14 protein-coding genes are annotated in these 15,554 nt (G+C 74.0%); 10 read left to right on the top strand and 4 right to left on the bottom strand.

The features are described from left to right. Positions 1-166 precede the first annotated feature (166 nt). Positions 167-1,051 carry a methyltransferase domain-containing protein gene (locus L6E12_RS21385; protein ID WP_236229704.1) on the top strand — a complete coding sequence of 295 codons (885 nt, stop codon included), beginning with the start codon at positions 167-169 and terminating at the stop codon, positions 1,049-1,051. Positions 1,052-1,139: 88 nt separating this feature from the next. Here L6E12_RS21385 and L6E12_RS21380 read toward each other — a convergent pair whose 3' ends face one another. Next, on the bottom strand, positions 1,140-1,883 hold the full coding sequence (locus L6E12_RS21380; protein ID WP_236229703.1) for a hypothetical protein: 744 nt from the start codon (positions 1,881-1,883) through the stop codon (positions 1,140-1,142). A 294-nt stretch (positions 1,884-2,177) separates the two neighbouring features. Here L6E12_RS21380 and L6E12_RS21375 point away from each other — a divergent pair, with 294 nt between their 5' ends. The 7 genes from L6E12_RS21375 (at position 2,178) to L6E12_RS21345 (ending at position 8,114) form a co-directional block, all read left to right on the top strand. Then, positions 2,178-2,876: a transglutaminase family protein gene (locus tag L6E12_RS21375; RefSeq protein WP_236229702.1), complete on the top strand. Its 699-nt coding sequence runs from the start codon at positions 2,178-2,180 to the stop codon at positions 2,874-2,876. Beyond that, positions 2,873-4,243, top strand: a complete 1,371-nt coding sequence (locus L6E12_RS21370) for a UbiD family decarboxylase (RefSeq protein ID WP_236229701.1) — start codon at positions 2,873-2,875, stop codon at positions 4,241-4,243. The genes L6E12_RS21375 and L6E12_RS21370 overlap by 4 nt, the downstream gene beginning before the upstream one ends. Next, positions 4,240-4,905: a UbiX family flavin prenyltransferase gene (locus L6E12_RS21365; RefSeq protein WP_236229700.1), complete on the top strand. Its 666-nt coding sequence runs from the start codon at positions 4,240-4,242 to the stop codon at positions 4,903-4,905. The genes L6E12_RS21370 and L6E12_RS21365 overlap by 4 nt, the downstream gene beginning before the upstream one ends. A 24-nt stretch (positions 4,906-4,929) precedes the next feature. Continuing rightward, entirely contained in the window at positions 4,930-5,484 is a 555-nt protein-coding gene (locus L6E12_RS21360; protein ID WP_236229699.1) for a DUF732 domain-containing protein, read from the top strand. 152 nt (positions 5,485-5,636) lie between these two features. Then, complete coding sequence (locus L6E12_RS21355; protein ID WP_236229698.1) at positions 5,637-6,332, top strand: DedA family protein; 696 nt, start codon at positions 5,637-5,639, stop codon at positions 6,330-6,332. Beyond that, positions 6,313-7,479, top strand: a complete 1,167-nt coding sequence (locus tag L6E12_RS21350; RefSeq protein ID WP_236229697.1) for a sensor histidine kinase — start codon at positions 6,313-6,315, stop codon at positions 7,477-7,479. The genes L6E12_RS21355 and L6E12_RS21350 overlap by 20 nt, the downstream gene beginning before the upstream one ends. Then, positions 7,470-8,114 carry a response regulator transcription factor gene (locus L6E12_RS21345; protein WP_236229696.1) on the top strand — a complete coding sequence of 215 codons (645 nt, stop codon included), beginning with the start codon at positions 7,470-7,472 and terminating at the stop codon, positions 8,112-8,114. The genes L6E12_RS21350 and L6E12_RS21345 overlap by 10 nt, the downstream gene beginning before the upstream one ends. A 193-nt stretch (positions 8,115-8,307) precedes the next feature. Here L6E12_RS21345 and car read toward each other — a convergent pair whose 3' ends face one another. After that, on the bottom strand, positions 8,308-11,799 hold the full coding sequence (car, locus tag L6E12_RS21340; RefSeq protein WP_236229695.1) for a carboxylic acid reductase: 3,492 nt from the start codon (positions 11,797-11,799) through the stop codon (positions 8,308-8,310). A 390-nt stretch (positions 11,800-12,189) separates the two neighbouring features. Between car and L6E12_RS21335 the strand changes: the two genes are divergently transcribed. Next, positions 12,190-13,746, top strand: a complete 1,557-nt coding sequence (locus L6E12_RS21335; protein WP_236229694.1) for an ATP-binding cassette domain-containing protein — start codon at positions 12,190-12,192, stop codon at positions 13,744-13,746. A gap of 53 nt (positions 13,747-13,799) precedes the next feature. Here the strand turns inward: L6E12_RS21335 and L6E12_RS21330 are convergent, their stop codons facing one another. Together L6E12_RS21330 and L6E12_RS21325 are read right to left on the bottom strand one after the other, a co-directional pair. Further along, positions 13,800-14,426, bottom strand: a complete 627-nt coding sequence (locus L6E12_RS21330; protein WP_236229693.1) for an SRPBCC family protein — start codon at positions 14,424-14,426, stop codon at positions 13,800-13,802. Next, positions 14,423-14,812, bottom strand: coding sequence for a helix-turn-helix transcriptional regulator (locus L6E12_RS21325; RefSeq protein ID WP_236229692.1), 390 nt, complete (start codon positions 14,810-14,812; stop codon positions 14,423-14,425). The genes L6E12_RS21330 and L6E12_RS21325 overlap by 4 nt, the downstream gene beginning before the upstream one ends. A 113-nt stretch (positions 14,813-14,925) precedes the next feature. Here L6E12_RS21325 and L6E12_RS21320 point away from each other — a divergent pair, with 113 nt between their 5' ends. Next, entirely contained in the window at positions 14,926-15,471 is a 546-nt protein-coding gene (locus L6E12_RS21320) for a dihydrofolate reductase family protein (RefSeq protein WP_236229691.1), read from the top strand. The last annotated feature ends 83 nt before the right edge of the window (positions 15,472-15,554 follow it).

Below are 15,554 nucleotides of genomic sequence, written 5' to 3'. Positions count from 1 at the left end.
GGGTCCACCCTTCCCTGTCGTGCGGATCGGTGGGACCAGGTTCTCCGCGCCCCCTCGTGCCCCGGTCGAGATCCGGTGCACCGCGGGCTTCCACCGCTCCTCCAGAGCGGGTCGAGCCCCCGCCGCCAGGGTTGCGCAGACACCCCCACGTGACAGGAGCAACGCTGTGGACACAGTGGACACCGCGGAGTACAAGACGACCGTGGCCCGCGCCTTCGACAGCGCCTCGGCGACCTACGACCGGATGGGGGTGGAGTTCTTCACCCCCATGGGCGCCCGCCTGGTCGAGCGCACCGGCCCCCGCCCCGGCGACCGGGTGCTGGACGTGGGCTGCGGCCTCGGCGCGTGCCTGTTCCCGGCCGCGGCGGCGGTGGGCCCGTCGGGCAGCGTGCTCGGCGTCGACATCGCCGAGGGCATGGTCGAGCAGGCGGCGCTGGCCGCCGCCGAGCGCGGGGTGCCCGGGATCAGCACCCGGGTGATGGACGGCGAGCACCCCGACCTGCCCGCCCGCTCGTTCGACGTGGTGACCGGCAGCTACAGCGTGATCTTCTTCCCGGACGCGCCCGCCGCCCTGCCGCGCTACGCCGCGCTGCTGGCCGACGGCGGCAGGCTCGGCTTCACCAGCCCGGTGTTCACCGACGACACGTTCCCCTTCCTGCCACCGGTGTTCACCGAGCTGATCCCGCGCTCGCTGCTGCGCTCGCTGCCGCCGCAGTGGCAGCCGGAGGCGCTGAGCAGGCGGTTCAACAGTTGGCTCGCCGACCCGGGCGCGCTGGCCGACACCGTCCGCCGGTCCGGGTTCACCGGGGTCGAGGTGACCGACGAGCCGGTGGACATGGTCGCCGAGTCGGGCACCGCCTGGGTCGACTGGTCGCACACCCAGGGCATGCGGCTGCTGTGGGAGCACCTGCCGCCCGCGGAGAACGCCGCGCTGCGGCGGACCCTGACCACCGCCCTGGACGCCATGCGCGTGGACGGCGGACCGCTCACCATCCCGGTCCCGGTCCGCTACGTGACCGCCACCGTCGACCCCCGGCGGCCCGCAGGCTGATCCGCCCGCTGCTCCGGGGTCCCGATCCGGGGGCCTGCTCGCGCCGACGGGAGACGGCGCGAGCAGGCCCCCGCCCGTTTTCCCGCCCTCAGTCCAGGGTGAAGGTGCGGCCCAGGTCCAGTTCCCACGCCCGGCGCAGCGCCCAGGCGTACACCGCCCGCTCCCAGCCGCCCGCCCGGCCGGAGCCGCCGAGCACCACCGCGTGCGCGTCCGGGCGCGGGACGGCCCCACCGGTCAGCACCGCGTCCAGCGCCAGGTCCCAGGGCATGGGCGTGCGCGGCCCCATCGGCTTCTCACCCAGCACCAGCGCCCCCGCCCGCGCGGTCGCGGTGCCCGCGGGCCCGGTGGCGACCAGCACGTCCGCCAGCCGGTCGACCTCCTCGGCCCGGCGGTGGCGCACCGGCAGCCGCGTGTGGCGGCCGCAGGCCGCGGCGAAGTCCGGCCCGCCGTCCACCACGATCTCCGCCAGCGACGGCAGGGCCCTGGTCAGGGTGCGCACCAGCGCCTGCGCCGACGGGCCCGTTCCGCGCACGCCCAGCACCCCGGCCCCCGCGGGCGCCAGGTAGCGGGCGACGAGTCCGGCGGGCAGCGCCGTGCGCCACACGGCGAGGGCGTCGGCGGCGAGGATGGCCAGCAGCGCGCCGTCGTCCGGGGCGACCAGCGCCACGCCCGCCCGGGGGTGGTCGGTGTCCAGCCGGACCGGCCAGTCCGCGCCACCGACCGGGTCCGCCGGTCCGATCAGCGCTTCCTGGACGAGGTGCAGCCCGTGCTCGATGAACTCGGGATCCGCGGTCACCTGGTCGAGGTCGAGCCTGCTGAGCAGGAGGGGCACCGTGTTCCCCCAAACCGGAGGTGAGTCTCGGACAAGGCGAGGCTGTTATGTGTAAATGGTACCGGTTGCGGTGCCACACGGACAAAGCCTGACCGGAACGGAGGACGATTCACCTCCTTGGGGTAGCGGCTCGCCTCGGGACGCGTGAACCCCCGCACCCGTTGCCCCACTGGCGAAGCGCTGCGCGCAGGTGGCAATCCGGTCCACCGCGGTTCGAGGGCGCTGCGAGACCGGGTGCGCACGATGGGGGCGCAGGCACCGCACTCCGCGGGCCGCCGCGGGGGAGGAGAGCCGATGACCGCCGCCACCACCGGGGGAACCGCCGGGACCGAGGTGGGAGCCCTGGCGCCCACGGGGTTCCTGGACTTCGACACCGCGCCCGTGCGCGAGTTCGTCGCCCGGTCGGTCCGCGCGGGGGGCACCCCGCAGCAGCGCGCCGTCGACCTGTACTACGCGGTGCGCGACGGCGTGCGCTACGAGGTGTACGGCGCCGACCTGTCCGCGACCGGGCTGCGCGCCAGCACGGTCGCGCGGGTGCGCTCGGGCATGTGCATCCACAAGTCGGTGCTGTTCGCCGCCGGGCTGCGCTCGATGGGCGTGCCCGCCCGGCTGGTGTTCGCCGACGTGCGCAACCACCTGTCCTCGGCCAGGCTGCGCGAGCTGATGGGCGGGGACGTGTTCCGCCACCACTGCTACACCTCGGTCCGGCTCAGCGGCCGGTGGGTCAAGGCCACCCCGGTGTTCAACCGCAGCCTGTGCAGGCTGTTCCGGATCGCCGAGCTGGACTTCGACGGCACCGGGGACAGCCTGCACCACCCCTTCGACCTCGACGGGCGCAGGCACATGGAGTTCCTGCGGGTGCACGGGGAGTTCGACGACGTGCCGCACCGGCAGGTGCTCGCCGACCTGCGCGCCGGGCACGCGGGCCTGCTCGACGCCGAGGACCGCGTCGTCGCCGGGTCGCTGCCTGCGGAAGCCCGGGAGCGCCCGTGACCGGGAACCCGGCGCTGTCGCTGCGCGCCGCGGTGGCCGACCTGCGCCGCCGCGACCCCGGCGCGCACCACCGCGGACCCCGGCTGCCCGGCCGGGACGCGGTGGCCGCCGACTACGCCGAGCGGTTCGCGGGGGTCCCGGCGACCTCGCGCGCGGTCGCCGAACCGGTCGTGGAGTACCCGGACGACGTGGCCCCGGTCCTGCTGGGCCTCTACGGCGACGCCGACCGGGTCCGCGGCTGGCTGCCGGGCCACCCGCGCCGGGTCACCCCGGCATCGGTCCGGGAGCTGCTCGCGGCGGCCACCCCGCCCGCGACCGCCCGCCGCCGGGCCCGCGCGCTGCCGGTGGACCTGGGGGCGCTGCCGGTGCCCCGGATCACCGACCGCGACGCCGGGCCGTACCTGACGATGGGCGTGGTGCACGCGCGCGACGACCGCGGTTCGGCGCTGTCGGTGCACCGGATGCTCGTGCTGGGCCCGGACCGGCTGGCGGTGTGGGTCGTGCCCGGTCGCGGTCTGGGGGCGCTGCTCGACCGGGCGGGCGGGGGGCCGCTGCCGGTGTCGGTGAACGTCGGGGTCGCGCCCGCGGTGATGGTCGCCGCCGCGGTGAACGGCCGCTTCCTGCCCGCCGGGGTGTCCAAACTGGACCTCGCGGGCGCGCTCGCCGGTGCGCCGCTGGCCGTCGCGGCGGGCACCACCCAGCCGGTCCCGGTGCTCGCCGACTCCGAGATCGTGCTGGAGGGGGTGCTCGGCCCGGAGACCGCCGACGAGACCCTGGGCGGGGCGGTCGCGGGGTCGATGCCGGAGGTCTTCGGCTACCACGGCCGCGGTGTCCGCGACCTGCCGGTGCTCGTGGTCACCGGGATGAGCGCGCGACCGGGCGCCCGGTTCCAGGCGGTGGTCGGCCCGGGCCGTGAGCAGTCGGTCGTGCTCGGCCTCGGCGGTGCGCTCTCGGTCGCCCTCGACGGGGCGGGGCCGGGCTGGTCTGCGGTGCACGACCTGCACTTCCCGGCCTCCGGCGGGGGGATGGCGCTGCTCGTGGTCGCCCTGGCCAAGTCCGGCCCCGCCGACGACGCGGCCCCCGCGCTGCTGGCGCCCCGGCTGTTCGCCGCGCACCCGTTCGTGCGGCTGGTCGTGTTCACCGACACCGACGTGGACATCACCTGCGCCGAGGACGTGTGGTGGGCGGTGGCCACCAGGACCAACCTCGGGGCGGACTGCGTGACCTCCACCGGGTGGCGCCCGGTGCCCATGGTGCCCGCGGAGGACCCGCTGTGGCAGGCCGCGCGCCCCGGCACCGGGCGGTCCCACGTGGACGCCACGGTGCCGTTCGCGGCGCGCGACCTGGCCGCCAGGGCGCTGGGGTGAGCCGGATCGTCGTGGGGGTCACCGGTGCCACCGGGACCGTGCTGGCCGTCCGCGTGCTGCGCGGCCTGCGCGCCGCGGGCGTCACCACCCACCTGGTCCTCAGCCGCTGGGCGCGCGCCACCCTGGCGCTGGAGACCGACCTGGCGGTGGCCGACCTGACCGCCCTGGCCGACCACGTCCACGCCGAGGGCGACCTGGCCGCGCCGATCGCCAGCGGCTCCTTCCGCACCGACGGCATGGTCATCGTGCCGTGCAGCATGAAGACCCTGGCCGCGGTCCGCGCGGGCTACGGCGAGGGGCTGATCCCGCGCGCCGCGGACGTGACGCTCAAGGAGGGGCGCAGGCTGGTCCTGGTCACCAGGGAGGTGCCGCTGTCGGTGATCCACCTGGAGAACATGCTGGCGCTGGCGCGGATGGGTGCGGTCATCGCCCCGCCGTCCCCGGCGTTCTACACCCGCCCGAGCACCCTGGACGAGGTGGTCACCCACATCGCGGCCCGCGTCCTCGACCAGTTCGGCCTGGACCTGGCCGGGGCGCCGCGCTGGACCGGGAAGCCCGCTGCGCACCGCGCCAACGGCCACGTCCCGGTCGGGGGCGGCTCGGCCACGGATCTCCCGACCGGTGGATCCGCCGGTACCGGCGATGTACGGTCGGCCCCCTGAGTCTCTACGGGAGGTCGGCGCTGCATGGGTGGGTCGGAGTCACGGGGTCGTGCGGGTCGTGCGGGTGCGCTGGTCGCCGCGGCGGTGTTCGCGCTGGTGGGGTGCACCGTGCCGCCCGAGTTCGCGGCCGAGTCCGCCGCTCCCACGACCGCCGCCCCCACGACGGTGGAGTCCACGTCGGCGGTGCCGTCCGCGGAAGCGCCGGTTTCCGCGGCCCCGACCACCAGCGCCATGACGACCACCACCAAGCCGGGGGCGTCCGCGGGTGTCCCGTCGGCCCCTGCGGTCAGCACAGCGCCGCCGAGGGCCGCTCCGCCCGCGGAGACGGTCGTGCCGACGGGCAACCGCGTGCCCGGCCCGCCCAAGCGCGAGGCGTACCTGGCCGCCCTCACCAAGGCGGGGGTGCCGGTCAGCGCCACCGGTGACGCGGAGGTGCTGATCGCGCAGGCCGTGTGCAACGAACGGCCCAAGGGCACCTCCCACGCCACCCTCGTCGAACGCGTGGCGGGGTTCGGCGGCGGCATCACCCCAGCGCAGGCCGAGGCGATCGTCACCGCGGCAGAGGACAGCTACTGCTGAGGCACCACTGAGGCTTGCGGCATTGCGGTTTTCCGCAGTGCCGCACTGGGGATTTCCGCCACCGAAGTCTGCGGTTGCCTTCGTTGAGCGGGACCCCGCGCATTCCTAGCCTGGTCGTCGGATGGAAAATCCCCGCCCAGGAAAGAGTGCCGATGTCTGTTCGCCTGCTTGTCGAAAACGCGCCCGAACCGGTCGGTGGTCTCGCCGACTGGGCGGTCGGGTTGATGGAATCCCTCGGTGGGGTCGGCGCCGCGCTGGTGGTCGGTCTGGACAACCTGTTCCCGCCCATTCCCAGCGAACTCGTGCTGCCGCTGGCCGGGTTCTCCGCCGGCAGGGGCGTGTTCAGCCTGGCGGAGGCGCTGATCTGGACCACGGTGGGGTCGGTCGTCGGTGCGGTCGTCGTCTACCTGGTCGGCGCGCTGCTCGGCCGGGAGCGGACCCGGGCGCTGGTGGGCAGGATCCCACTGGTCAAGGTGTCCGACTTCGACCGCACGGAGCGCTGGTTCGCCAAGCACGGCGCCAAAGCCGTCTTCCTGGGCCGGATGGTCCCGTTGTTCCGCAGCTTCATCTCATTACCCGCCGGAGTGGAACGGATGCACTTCGCGAAGTTCCTCGCGCTCACCACGGTGGGCAGTTTCCTCTGGAACGCGGTTTTTGTCGTCGCCGGTTACCGGCTGGGGGAGAGCTGGTACCTGGTCGAGGAGTACGCCGGGGTGTTCCAGAAGGTGGTGATCGGTGCCGTGGTGCTCGCCGTCGCGTTGTTCGTCGTGGTGCGGGTGCGGTCGCGGCGCGACGAGGCGGACCCCGGGGCGTCGATAGGATCCGGGCATGGTCCTCGTCGGCGGTGAACCGGTGCGCCGCGCCGCCCGGCGCACGGCGGGGCTGGCCCTCGGCGGCGCCGGCGCGTTCGCCGAGCTGGGGTTCCTGCTGGTCGCGGTGCCCGCGCTCGCGGTGCCGCCGCTGCGGGAGCGGGTGTTCGGCGCGGCCGGGGCGATCGCCGGGTTCGAGCGCCGCCGGATCGAGAGGTACCTGGGCCAGGCCTGCGCCGAGGGCTGCACCGGCCGCCGCGCCGTGCAGTACCTCGGGGTGCGGTGGGTGGTCGGCGGGCTCGGGGCCGGTGTGCTGCTGCTGGTGCTCCTCGGCGCGGTGTCGGCGGTCGTCATGGTGGCCCAGGTGCTCGCGGGCGGGGCACCCGGCAGTTTCGACGCCGCGGACGGGCTGGACTGGTACGACCCGTTCACCTTCGTGCTGTTCGGCACGCTGCTGGTGTTCATCACCGTGCAGGGCCTGATCGGCGTGGCCGGGCTCGACCGCCGCCTCGCCCGGCACTTCTTCGGCCCCACCGCCCGGGAACTCCTGCGGCGCCGGGTGTCGGAGCTGACGGTGAGCCGCGCCGAGGTGGTGGCGGCGGTCGACGAGGAGCGCAGGCGGATCGAACGCGACCTGCACGACGGGGTGCAGCAGCGGCTGGTCGCCCTGGGGGTGCTGCTCGGCCGGGCGGCGCGCGCGAGCGGGCGGACCGGTGCGGGCGCGTCGATCGACGACCTGCTCCGCCAGGCGCACGAGGAGACCGGCCGCGCCCTGCTCGACCTGCGCGAGGTCGCCTGGCGCATCCACCCGGTCGCCTTGGACTCCGGCGGCCTGCACCCGGCGCTGGAGGCCCTGGCCGAGACCGCGGGCGTCCCGGTGCGGCTGGTGTACTCGCTCGCCGAGCGGCCCCCGGGCGCGGTGGAGGTCCCCGCGTACTTCGTGGCCTGCGAAGCGGTGACCAACGCGAACAAGCACGCCGCGGCCACCCGCATCGACCTGGCGGTCAGCCACACCGGGTCGTCGGTTGTCGTGCGGGTCGCCGACGACGGCGTCGGGGGAGCCGACCCGGCGGGCAGCGGGCTGTCCGGCCTGGCCCGGCGGGTCGCCGCCGTGGACGGCGTGTTCACAGTGGACAGCCCACCGGGCGGGCCGACGGTCGTCACCGCGGAGTTGCCGTGCGGCTAGTGCTCGCGGAGGACTCGACCCTGCTGCGCGAGGGCCTGGTCCGACTGCTCGCGGAGGAGGGCCACGAGGTGGTGGCCGCGGTGGGCGACGCGGCCGCCCTGCTCACCGAGACCGAACGCCACCACCCCGACGTGGTCCTGACCGACGTCCGGATGCCACCCACCCACACCGACGAGGGGCTGCGGGCCGCGCTGGAGATCCGCGAGCGCTGGCCGGGGGTGGGTGTGCTGGTGCTCTCGCAGTACGTGGAGAAGCGCTACGCCACCGACCTGCTCACCGCCGACGGCGGCCGAGTCGGCTACCTGCTCAAGGACCGGGTCATGCAGGTCGGGGAATTCCTCGACGCACTGGACCGGGTGCACGCGGGCGGCGCGGCTTTCGACCCGGAGGTGGTGCGGCGCCTGCTGGCCCGCACCCGCCACGTCGACCCGCTGACCCGGCTCACCGCCAGGGAGCGCGAGGTGCTGGAGAAGATGGCGCAGGGCCACAGCAACGCCGGGATCGCCGAGGCGCTGTCGGTCTCCCGCAGCTCGGTGGAGAAGCACATCAACGCCGTCTTCGACAAGCTCGACCTGCCCGACACCCCCGGCTTCAACCGCCGAACCCTGGCCGTCCTGCACTACCTGCGGGACTGACGCCCGCCCGGCGTGGCACCGCTCCGGGTTCCCGCGCCTGCCCGGGCCACCGCCACCCGCCACGACAGGACCGCCCTGCCCTTCCGGAGCATTGATCGACTTGGCCACCCTCACACCTGGCTTTGAGGATGCGGCCCGGCGCTCGCGGTGGTCGGCTCGCGCACGTGGGGTGCGTGAGCCGACCACCCGCTCCTCAGAGGATGCCCAACCCCTTGAGGTCGTCGGCGTACTTGGTGATCAGCGCCGCGGACAGGTGGGGGATGTCCTGGTCGGGGCCGATCTTCTCCGCGCGCACGGCCTCGTGGAACAGGGCGGCGGGGATGTGCGAGCCGTCGACCGGTTCAGCGGGGTGGGCGAAGGCGTGCAGCAGCGGCAGCAGGGAGTACTGGCGCCGCTTCTCCGGCAGGGCGCGCAGGGCGGTCTCCAGCCTGGCGATCCACTCGGCGTAGTCGTCGATGCGCTGGATAGGGTGGCCCGCGTCGATCAGCCAGTCGACGAAGACGTCCAGGGAGAGGCCGTCCTCGTGCGGGTTGAGGACGTTGAAGGTCGCGTACCCCTCCGTGGCGCCCGCGCCGAGGGCGGTGATCGACTCGGCGGTGAAGTCGGCGGGGAGGCCGTCGTAGTGGGCGCGTGGGCGGTCGCCGTCGGTGCGGTAGAACGAGCGCGGGGCCAGGCCGGTGGCGAGCACGCTGAACAGCAGGCGGGTGAACATGTCCGGGACGTTGAGCTGCCCGGTGTAGCGGCTGTGGGCGAGGATCATGTCCGACCGGAAGGCGCGCACCGGCAGCCCGACCGCGTCGTGCGCCTCGCGCAGCAGCACCTCGCCCGCCCACTTGCTGTTGGCGTAGCCGTTGGCGTACGACTCGTCGATCGGCCGCTCCGGGCTGGCCACCCGGACGTCGGCGTCCTCGGCGAACTCGCGGCCCTCGACCACGGCCACCGTGGACAGGTACACGAACGGCTTGACCCGGCTGGTGATCGCCATCCGGATCAGCTCGGCCGTGCCGACCACGTTCGGCCCGAACAACTGCTCGTAGGGCAGCACGTGGTTGACCAGCGCCGCCGGGTGCACGATCAGGTCGACGCTGCCTGCCAGCCGCTCCCAGGTCGGCCCGTCCAGGCCGAGGTCCGGTTCGCCGATGTCGCCCGCGACGACCTCCAGGTGTTCGGCGGCCAGCCGCCGGTAGTGCGCGAGCAGGTCCGCGTCGCCGCTGTCGAAGGCGGCGTCGAGTCGGGCGCGGGCCGCCTCGGCGTCGCTGCCGCGCACGACGCAGACGAGCGTGCCGCCGGTCGCGGCGAGTCGCTCCAGCCACACCAGGCACAGGAAGCGGCCGAGGTAGCCGTTCGCGCCGGTCAGCAGGACCGTGTTCGGCGTCCCCGTCGCCCGGGGCAGGTCCGGCGCCTCGGCGAGGGTGCGGGCGTCGATGAACTTGTCCAGGGTCAGGTCGGTGGCGCGCACGCGAGTGGCGCCCTCGCCGTGCACGGCCGCCGCAGTGGGGCGCCGGGTGCCGGATTCGCGCGCGGCCTCGATGTGCCTGGCGATGCCGCGCAGGTCGTTCGCCGCGCTGACGATCACGCTGACCGGCACCTGCACGCCGAAGGTCTCGTGCAGCAGGTTGGAGAACGACAGCGCCGACAGCGAGTCGCCGCCCAGGTCGGTGAAGTGCGCCTCCGGGCTGATCTCCGCACCGGACCGGCCGAGCAGCGCGGCGGCGGCCAGGCCGACGGTCTCCAGCACGGGCCGGTCACCGGCGGAGCCGCGCAGCGCCCGCAGGCCGTCGACCTCACCTTGGGCCAGGTCGCGGTAGAGCTGTTCCAGGCGCGCGCCGTAGCGCTCCTTGAGCCGGGGCCGCAGCAGCTTGCGGACGTCGGAGAGCAGGCCGTTCTCGTTGCTGAACGGTTCGGTCTCCACGATCAGGTCGCGCGGGACCTCGTAGGAGTTCAGCTCCGCCTGCCGCCCCACCTGCTGCAACGACTCCGCCAGCAGTGCCTTGAGCGCGCCCGCGTCGCCGCCCGCCTCCGCGAGCGCCTTGTCGGTGGGCACGACCACCGCCAGCAGGTACGCCCGCTCGCTGCTGCCGTGCACGAAGATCTGCCGCACCAGCGGGCTGGACGCGAACACCGCCTCCAGGTGCGAGACCGCCACGAACTCGCCCTGCGACAGCTTGAGCACGTTCTTGCGCCGGTCGACGTAGTGCAGGGTGTCCGGCGCGGTCTCGGCCATGATGTCGCCGGTGCGGTAGAACCCGTCCTCGTCGAAGACCTCGGCGGTGACGTCGGGCCGCTTGTAGTAGCCGGGGATGATCGTGGCGGTCTTCACCAGCAGCTCGCCGCGCGGGTGCGGGGTGTCGGTGGTGAAGTAGCCCAGCTCGGGGACGTCGACCAGCTTGTAGTCCAGCACCGGCGGGCGCACCAGCCGGTTGTCCATCATCAGCCCGCCCGCCTCGGTCGACCCGTAGCCGTCGTGCAGCTCGATGCCCAGCACGGAGGAGACGAACGCGGACATCTCCGCGGAGATCGGTGCGGTGCCGACGGTCGCGTGCAGCACCCGGCCGCCGAGGAAGTTCTCCCGCAGGTCGGCCTTCACCGCGTCCTCCGACCCCGGCCCTCGACGGTCCACTTCGGACTGGTAGCGCTGGAAGAGCATGTCGCACACCCGGGGCACCAGCATCAGCTCGGTCGGGCGGACCAGCGCGATGTCCTCGAACAGGGTGGACAGGTCGCTGCGCGCGGTGAAGTGGGCGATGCCGCCGCGGACGAACGTGCCGTACAGCGCCACCCGCCCGGCCAGGTGGCTCATCGGCATGTAGTTGAAGCCGAGCGAGGGGATGTCGCTGTCGCTCCACGACCAGCCGAACAGCGCCTTCACCAGCCGCTCGGGGTACATCGCGCCCTTGGGGGCGCCGGTGCTGCCGGAGGTGTAGACCAGCAGCGCCAGCGGGTCCTCGTCCTCGGCCGGGGTGAACACCGGCGGCGCCGGGAGGGTGGCGCCGCGCTCGCGGACGTCCACCAGCGGGTCGACGGTGACCGCCGACCCGGCCTCGGCCAGCCGTCGCCGCGCCGCCTCGACCGCCGCGCGCTCGTCGTCGACCTCGGGCCGGTGGTCGAACACCACGACGCGGCGCACCGACTCGGTGGCCAGCACCGTCTCGACCGCCGTGTCGATCCGCTCGACGCTGGTGGCCAGCACCTTCGGCGCGGTCTCGGCGACGATCGGCGCCAGTTGGCCCGCGGGTGCGCCCGCCTGCAAGGGCACGACCACCGCGCCCATCCGCAGGCACGCCAGGTCGATCGTGGTGTAGTCCCCGCTGGTGAACCCGAGGACGGCGACGAAGTCCCCGGCGCGCAACGGGTTCGCGGCGTCGTGCGCCAGTTCGGCGGCGACCGCGGTCACCCTGGCCCACAGCTCGCCGTAGGTGGTGGTCGTGTAGTCGGCGGCGAGCACGGCGGTGGTGCGCCCGGTGGCCGGGTCGCGCACCGGTTCCCGCACCCGTTCCCCGATGGCGGGCCGGTCGGCGTAGCCGGTCATGATCGCTTCCAGCGTCGGCGCGAGCCGCACCCCGGGGTCGCCCACCACCGCCTCGACCGCGGCGATCGGCATGGCGCCCCGGACCTGGTCGTCGTTCGCGCGCAGCGCGGCGGCGCGGGAGTCGGTGGTGGTGTCGGACGGCGAAACCATCGTCATTGTCAGCCCCTTCTGCCGGTCACGCGGGGGCACCTTGTCGGACCCGAGCGCATTTAGTTGCCTGCGCTAACTAACGCTACCCGTGGGTACGGGTGCATCACGGTCCGGAACCGTGTGATGTGTACGACACGCAGAGTGACAATCTGGCACGACGGGGCAAACAGGACAAGGAAGACCACCCGGTGGTCATCGCGGCCCACCCGGACAGGTGATCGGTATTTCGGCTGCGACCTCGGAGCGTCGTCGTTATCGTCCACTCCGTGCAGCAACTCTTCTTCCTCTGAGGCGACCCCGGGCCGCGCTCCGCGCGGGCCCACCGCCCAACCCCGGCCGCGCCGCGCCCGGGGTCGAATCCGGCACGCCGTGCCCCGGGGTCACCGAGGAAGAACCATGCGCTCTCCTGCCCGCGCGTCCACACGCGCCCAACTCACCGCCACCGACCTGCGTGTTCGCCGAGGCGGTCGCACCGTGCTGGACGGAGTAGCCCTGACCGTGGCACCCGGGTCGCGGTGGGGCGTCGTCGGCGAGAACGGCCGGGGCAAGACCACGCTGCTGCACGCGCTCACCGGCCGCCTCGCGCCTGACGCGGGTGTCGTGCGGTGCGTCGGGACCACCGGCCTGGCCGAGCAGGAGGTCACCGCCACGGGCACCGTCGGCGACCTGCTGACCGTCGAACTGGCCCGCCCCCGAGCGGCCCTGGCTGCGGTGGACGCCGCCGCGGCGGCCCTCGCAGGCGGCGCACCGGGCGCCGAGGACGATTACGCGGCGGCACTGGACGCGGCCGAGGCGATCGACGCGTGGGACGCCGAGCGGCGGGTGGACACCGCGCTCGCCGGGCTCGGCGCCGTCGCCGACCGGGACCGGCCGCTGGCCGCGCTGTCGGTCGGGCAGCGCTACCGGGTGCGGCTGGCCTGCCTGCTCGGCGCGGGCCACGACTTCCTGCTGCTCGACGAACCCACCAACCACCTCGACGCGGCCGGTCTCGCCCACCTCACCGCCCGGCTGCGCGCACACCCCGGCGGAGTCGTGCTCGTCAGCCACGACCGGGCGCTGCTGTCCGACGTGGTCACCGACGTCCTCGACCTCGACCCGAGCCGCGACGGCGCCCCGCGCGCCTACGGCGGCGGGTTCGCCGGTTACCGGGCCGGGCGCGCTGCCGAGCTGGAGCGCTGGACCGCCGAGTACGACCGGCAGGTGGCCGAGCGAGCCCAGTTGACCGACGACCTGTCGGCGGCACAGAACCGCCTGGTCGCCGGGTGGCGCCCGGACAAGGGCACCGGCAGGCACCAGCGGGCCACCCGCGCCCCGGCCCTGGTCCGCTCGGTGCACCGCCGCCGCGACGACCTGGACCGGCACGCGATCACCGAGCCGGTTCCGCCGCCGCGCTTCCGGATGCCGGAACTGCCCACCCGCCCGGGCGCCACCCTGCTCGCCGCCGACGGGGTCCGGGTCGCGGGCAGGCTGGACCGGCCGGTGTCGCTGGCCGTCGGGTCGGGTGACCGGTTGGTGGTCACCGGGCGCAACGGTGCCGGGAAGTCGACCCTGCTGTCCGTCCTGTCCGGACGGCTGCAACCGACGGCGGGCACGGTCCTGCGCACCCCGGGAACCGGTTTCCTGGGTCAGGAATCAGCTCCGACGGGTGGCCGCCGCGTGCGCGAGGTGCTGGGCGACGGCGGGCACTTCGGACTGCTGTCGGCCGCGGACCTGGGCAGGCCGGTGGCCGAGCTGTCGACCGGGCAGCGGCGCCGCCTGGAACTGGCCGTCGTGCTGGGTGCCCGTCCGGGTGTGCTGCTGCTCGACGAGCCGACCAACCACCTGTCGATGCCCCTGGTCGACGAGCTGACCGCCGCCCTGCTGGCGACCGGCGCCGCGGTCGTCGTGGCCACCCACGACCGGCAACTGCTGCGGGACCTGGCGGCGTGGCCGAGGACCGAGCTGGGTGGGTGATGCTGTTCCCAGTGGACTGAGGTGGCGCGGGCGCGGCGTGGCCCCGCACCACCTCAGACGTTCCGGTCGAGGTCGGGGGCGAACTGGGCCATGGCGGCCTCGGTGGCGGCGGCGACCTCGGCCGCGCTCGCCGTGCCGGAGGCCTCGACGACGGCGACCCACGCCTCGATCGAACCCCGGCAGAACTCCTGGCCCTCGACGGAGTTGCTCGCGGCGATCGGGTCCTCGGCGAGCGCGCCGTCGAAGAACAGCGCCAGCGCCTTGAACGCCTCGTCCCAGCCGGGGCCGACGTAGAGGGCACCCGCGCCGCTGCCCGCGATCTCGATCGGGACGGTGTGTTCGAGTTCGAGGTCGGTGGCGCCGTCGTTCCCGGTCAACCGCAACCGGACGACGCTGGTCGGGCCGCCGAAGGTGACCTGGAGCAGGGCGGGGGCCTCACAAACCTGGATCTCCCCACCTGCGCTGCCATCCAGTTGGAACGCGCCGCCCACCCGCAGGTCGCCGCTGATCGGGAGGAACCAGCGCGCGAGTCGACCGGGGTCGGTCACCGCGTCCCACACGTCCTCGACCGCCGCGTCGTAGCGGCGGCGCAGCACGACGCCGACCACCTCGCCGCTCGGGGAGTCCACCGCGCTCACCGCCCGGTGGACGGCGGCGAGCTGGTGCGCGATGTCGATCATCCGTGGTTCCTCTCGTCGTCCGCCGGGTCGTTCCCGGGGGACGGGGTCCGTTCACCGCGCAGGCGCCGTTCGCGCTTGCCGCGGGCCAGCTCGGTGGCCAGGGCGTCGAGGTGCTGGTCCCAGGTCGCCCGGAACCGGTCCAGCCACCGGTCGACCTCGTGCAGCGGTCGGGAGTCCACGGCGTAGAGCCTGCGGGTCCCCTCCGCGCGGACGGTGGCGAACCCGTTCTCGCGCAGCACCTTGAGGTGCTGGGACACCCCGGGTTGGGAGATGCCGAACTCGCCCCGGATGACCTCGGTGATCGCCCCGGAGGTCTGCTCACCCCCGGCGAGCAGTTCCAGGATGCGCCTGCGGACCGGGTCGCCCAGGACGTCGAACGCGTGCACGGCCCCACTGTGCCAGGAACTGCTTATATAAGTCAACGTCGAAGTTGTCAGTGTTCGGTCTGCCGGTCGAACTAGGATTCCGGTATCAGGCTTCCGGATCCGTGGAGAGACGCATGAGCGGTGTGGGCACCGGCAAGGTGGTCGTGAACAGGGCGATGTCGCTGGACGGTTTCATCGCCGGTCCCGACCACGCGATGGGGTGGGTCGCCGAGCACCTGACCGCGGACGTGTTCCCGGAGGTCATGGCGGCCACGGGCGCCATGCTCGTCGGCCGGGGTACCTACGAGGTCGCCAAGCGCATGTCCAAGGAGGGCGCCACCTACGACGGGGGAGCGCAGTTCGTCCTCACCCACGAGCCCCCCGCGGAGCCGGACCCCACCGTCACGTTCCTCACCTGCGGGATCGAGGAAGCCGTCGCCACCGCCCGCGCCGCCGCGGGCGGCAAGGACCTGGAGGTCCTCGGTGCCGACGTGGCCGCCCAGTGCCTGCGGCGCGGACTCGTCGACGAGGTCCTGGTGTACGTCCTGCCGCTGCTGCTCGGCGACGGTGTCCGTTTCTCACCCCCCGGTCTGGGCAGGATCGACCTGGAACCCTTCGCCACCACCCGTTCGGGCGCCGTCACGATGCTCCGCTTCCGCGTGCGGAAGCAGGCGCGCTAGCAGCCCGCGAAAGGCCCGGGACAGGTCCGATCGGGTTGTTCGGCAAGGGGGCCACCCCTATTCTCGCGTCCGATTCCCGCTTG

This window comes from Actinokineospora sp. PR83 (assembly GCF_021056305.1).
GTDB lineage: Bacteria > Actinomycetota > Actinomycetes > Mycobacteriales > Pseudonocardiaceae > Actinokineospora > Actinokineospora spheciospongiae.
Note: the sequence above shows the minus strand (reverse complement) of the source record. Positions and strands in the feature narration are given on the sequence as shown.

Coding starts and splice junctions, on each gene's coding strand:
- L6E12_RS21375 (WP_236229702.1), top strand. CDS start 2,178: ATGACCGCCGCCACCACCGGGGGAACCGCCGGGACCGAGGTGGGAGCC.
- L6E12_RS21360 (WP_236229699.1), top strand. CDS start 4,930: ATGGGTGGGTCGGAGTCACGGGGTCGTGCGGGTCGTGCGGGTGCGCTG.
- L6E12_RS21355 (WP_236229698.1), top strand. CDS start 5,637: ATGTCTGTTCGCCTGCTTGTCGAAAACGCGCCCGAACCGGTCGGTGGT.
- L6E12_RS21350 (WP_236229697.1), top strand. CDS start 6,313: ATGGTCCTCGTCGGCGGTGAACCGGTGCGCCGCGCCGCCCGGCGCACG.
- car (WP_236229695.1), bottom strand. CDS start 11,799: ATGACGATGGTTTCGCCGTCCGACACCACCACCGACTCCCGCGCCGCC.
- L6E12_RS21335 (WP_236229694.1), top strand. CDS start 12,190: ATGCGCTCTCCTGCCCGCGCGTCCACACGCGCCCAACTCACCGCCACC.
- L6E12_RS21330 (WP_236229693.1), bottom strand. CDS start 14,426: ATGATCGACATCGCGCACCAGCTCGCCGCCGTCCACCGGGCGGTGAGC.
- L6E12_RS21320 (WP_236229691.1), top strand. CDS start 14,926: ATGAGCGGTGTGGGCACCGGCAAGGTGGTCGTGAACAGGGCGATGTCG.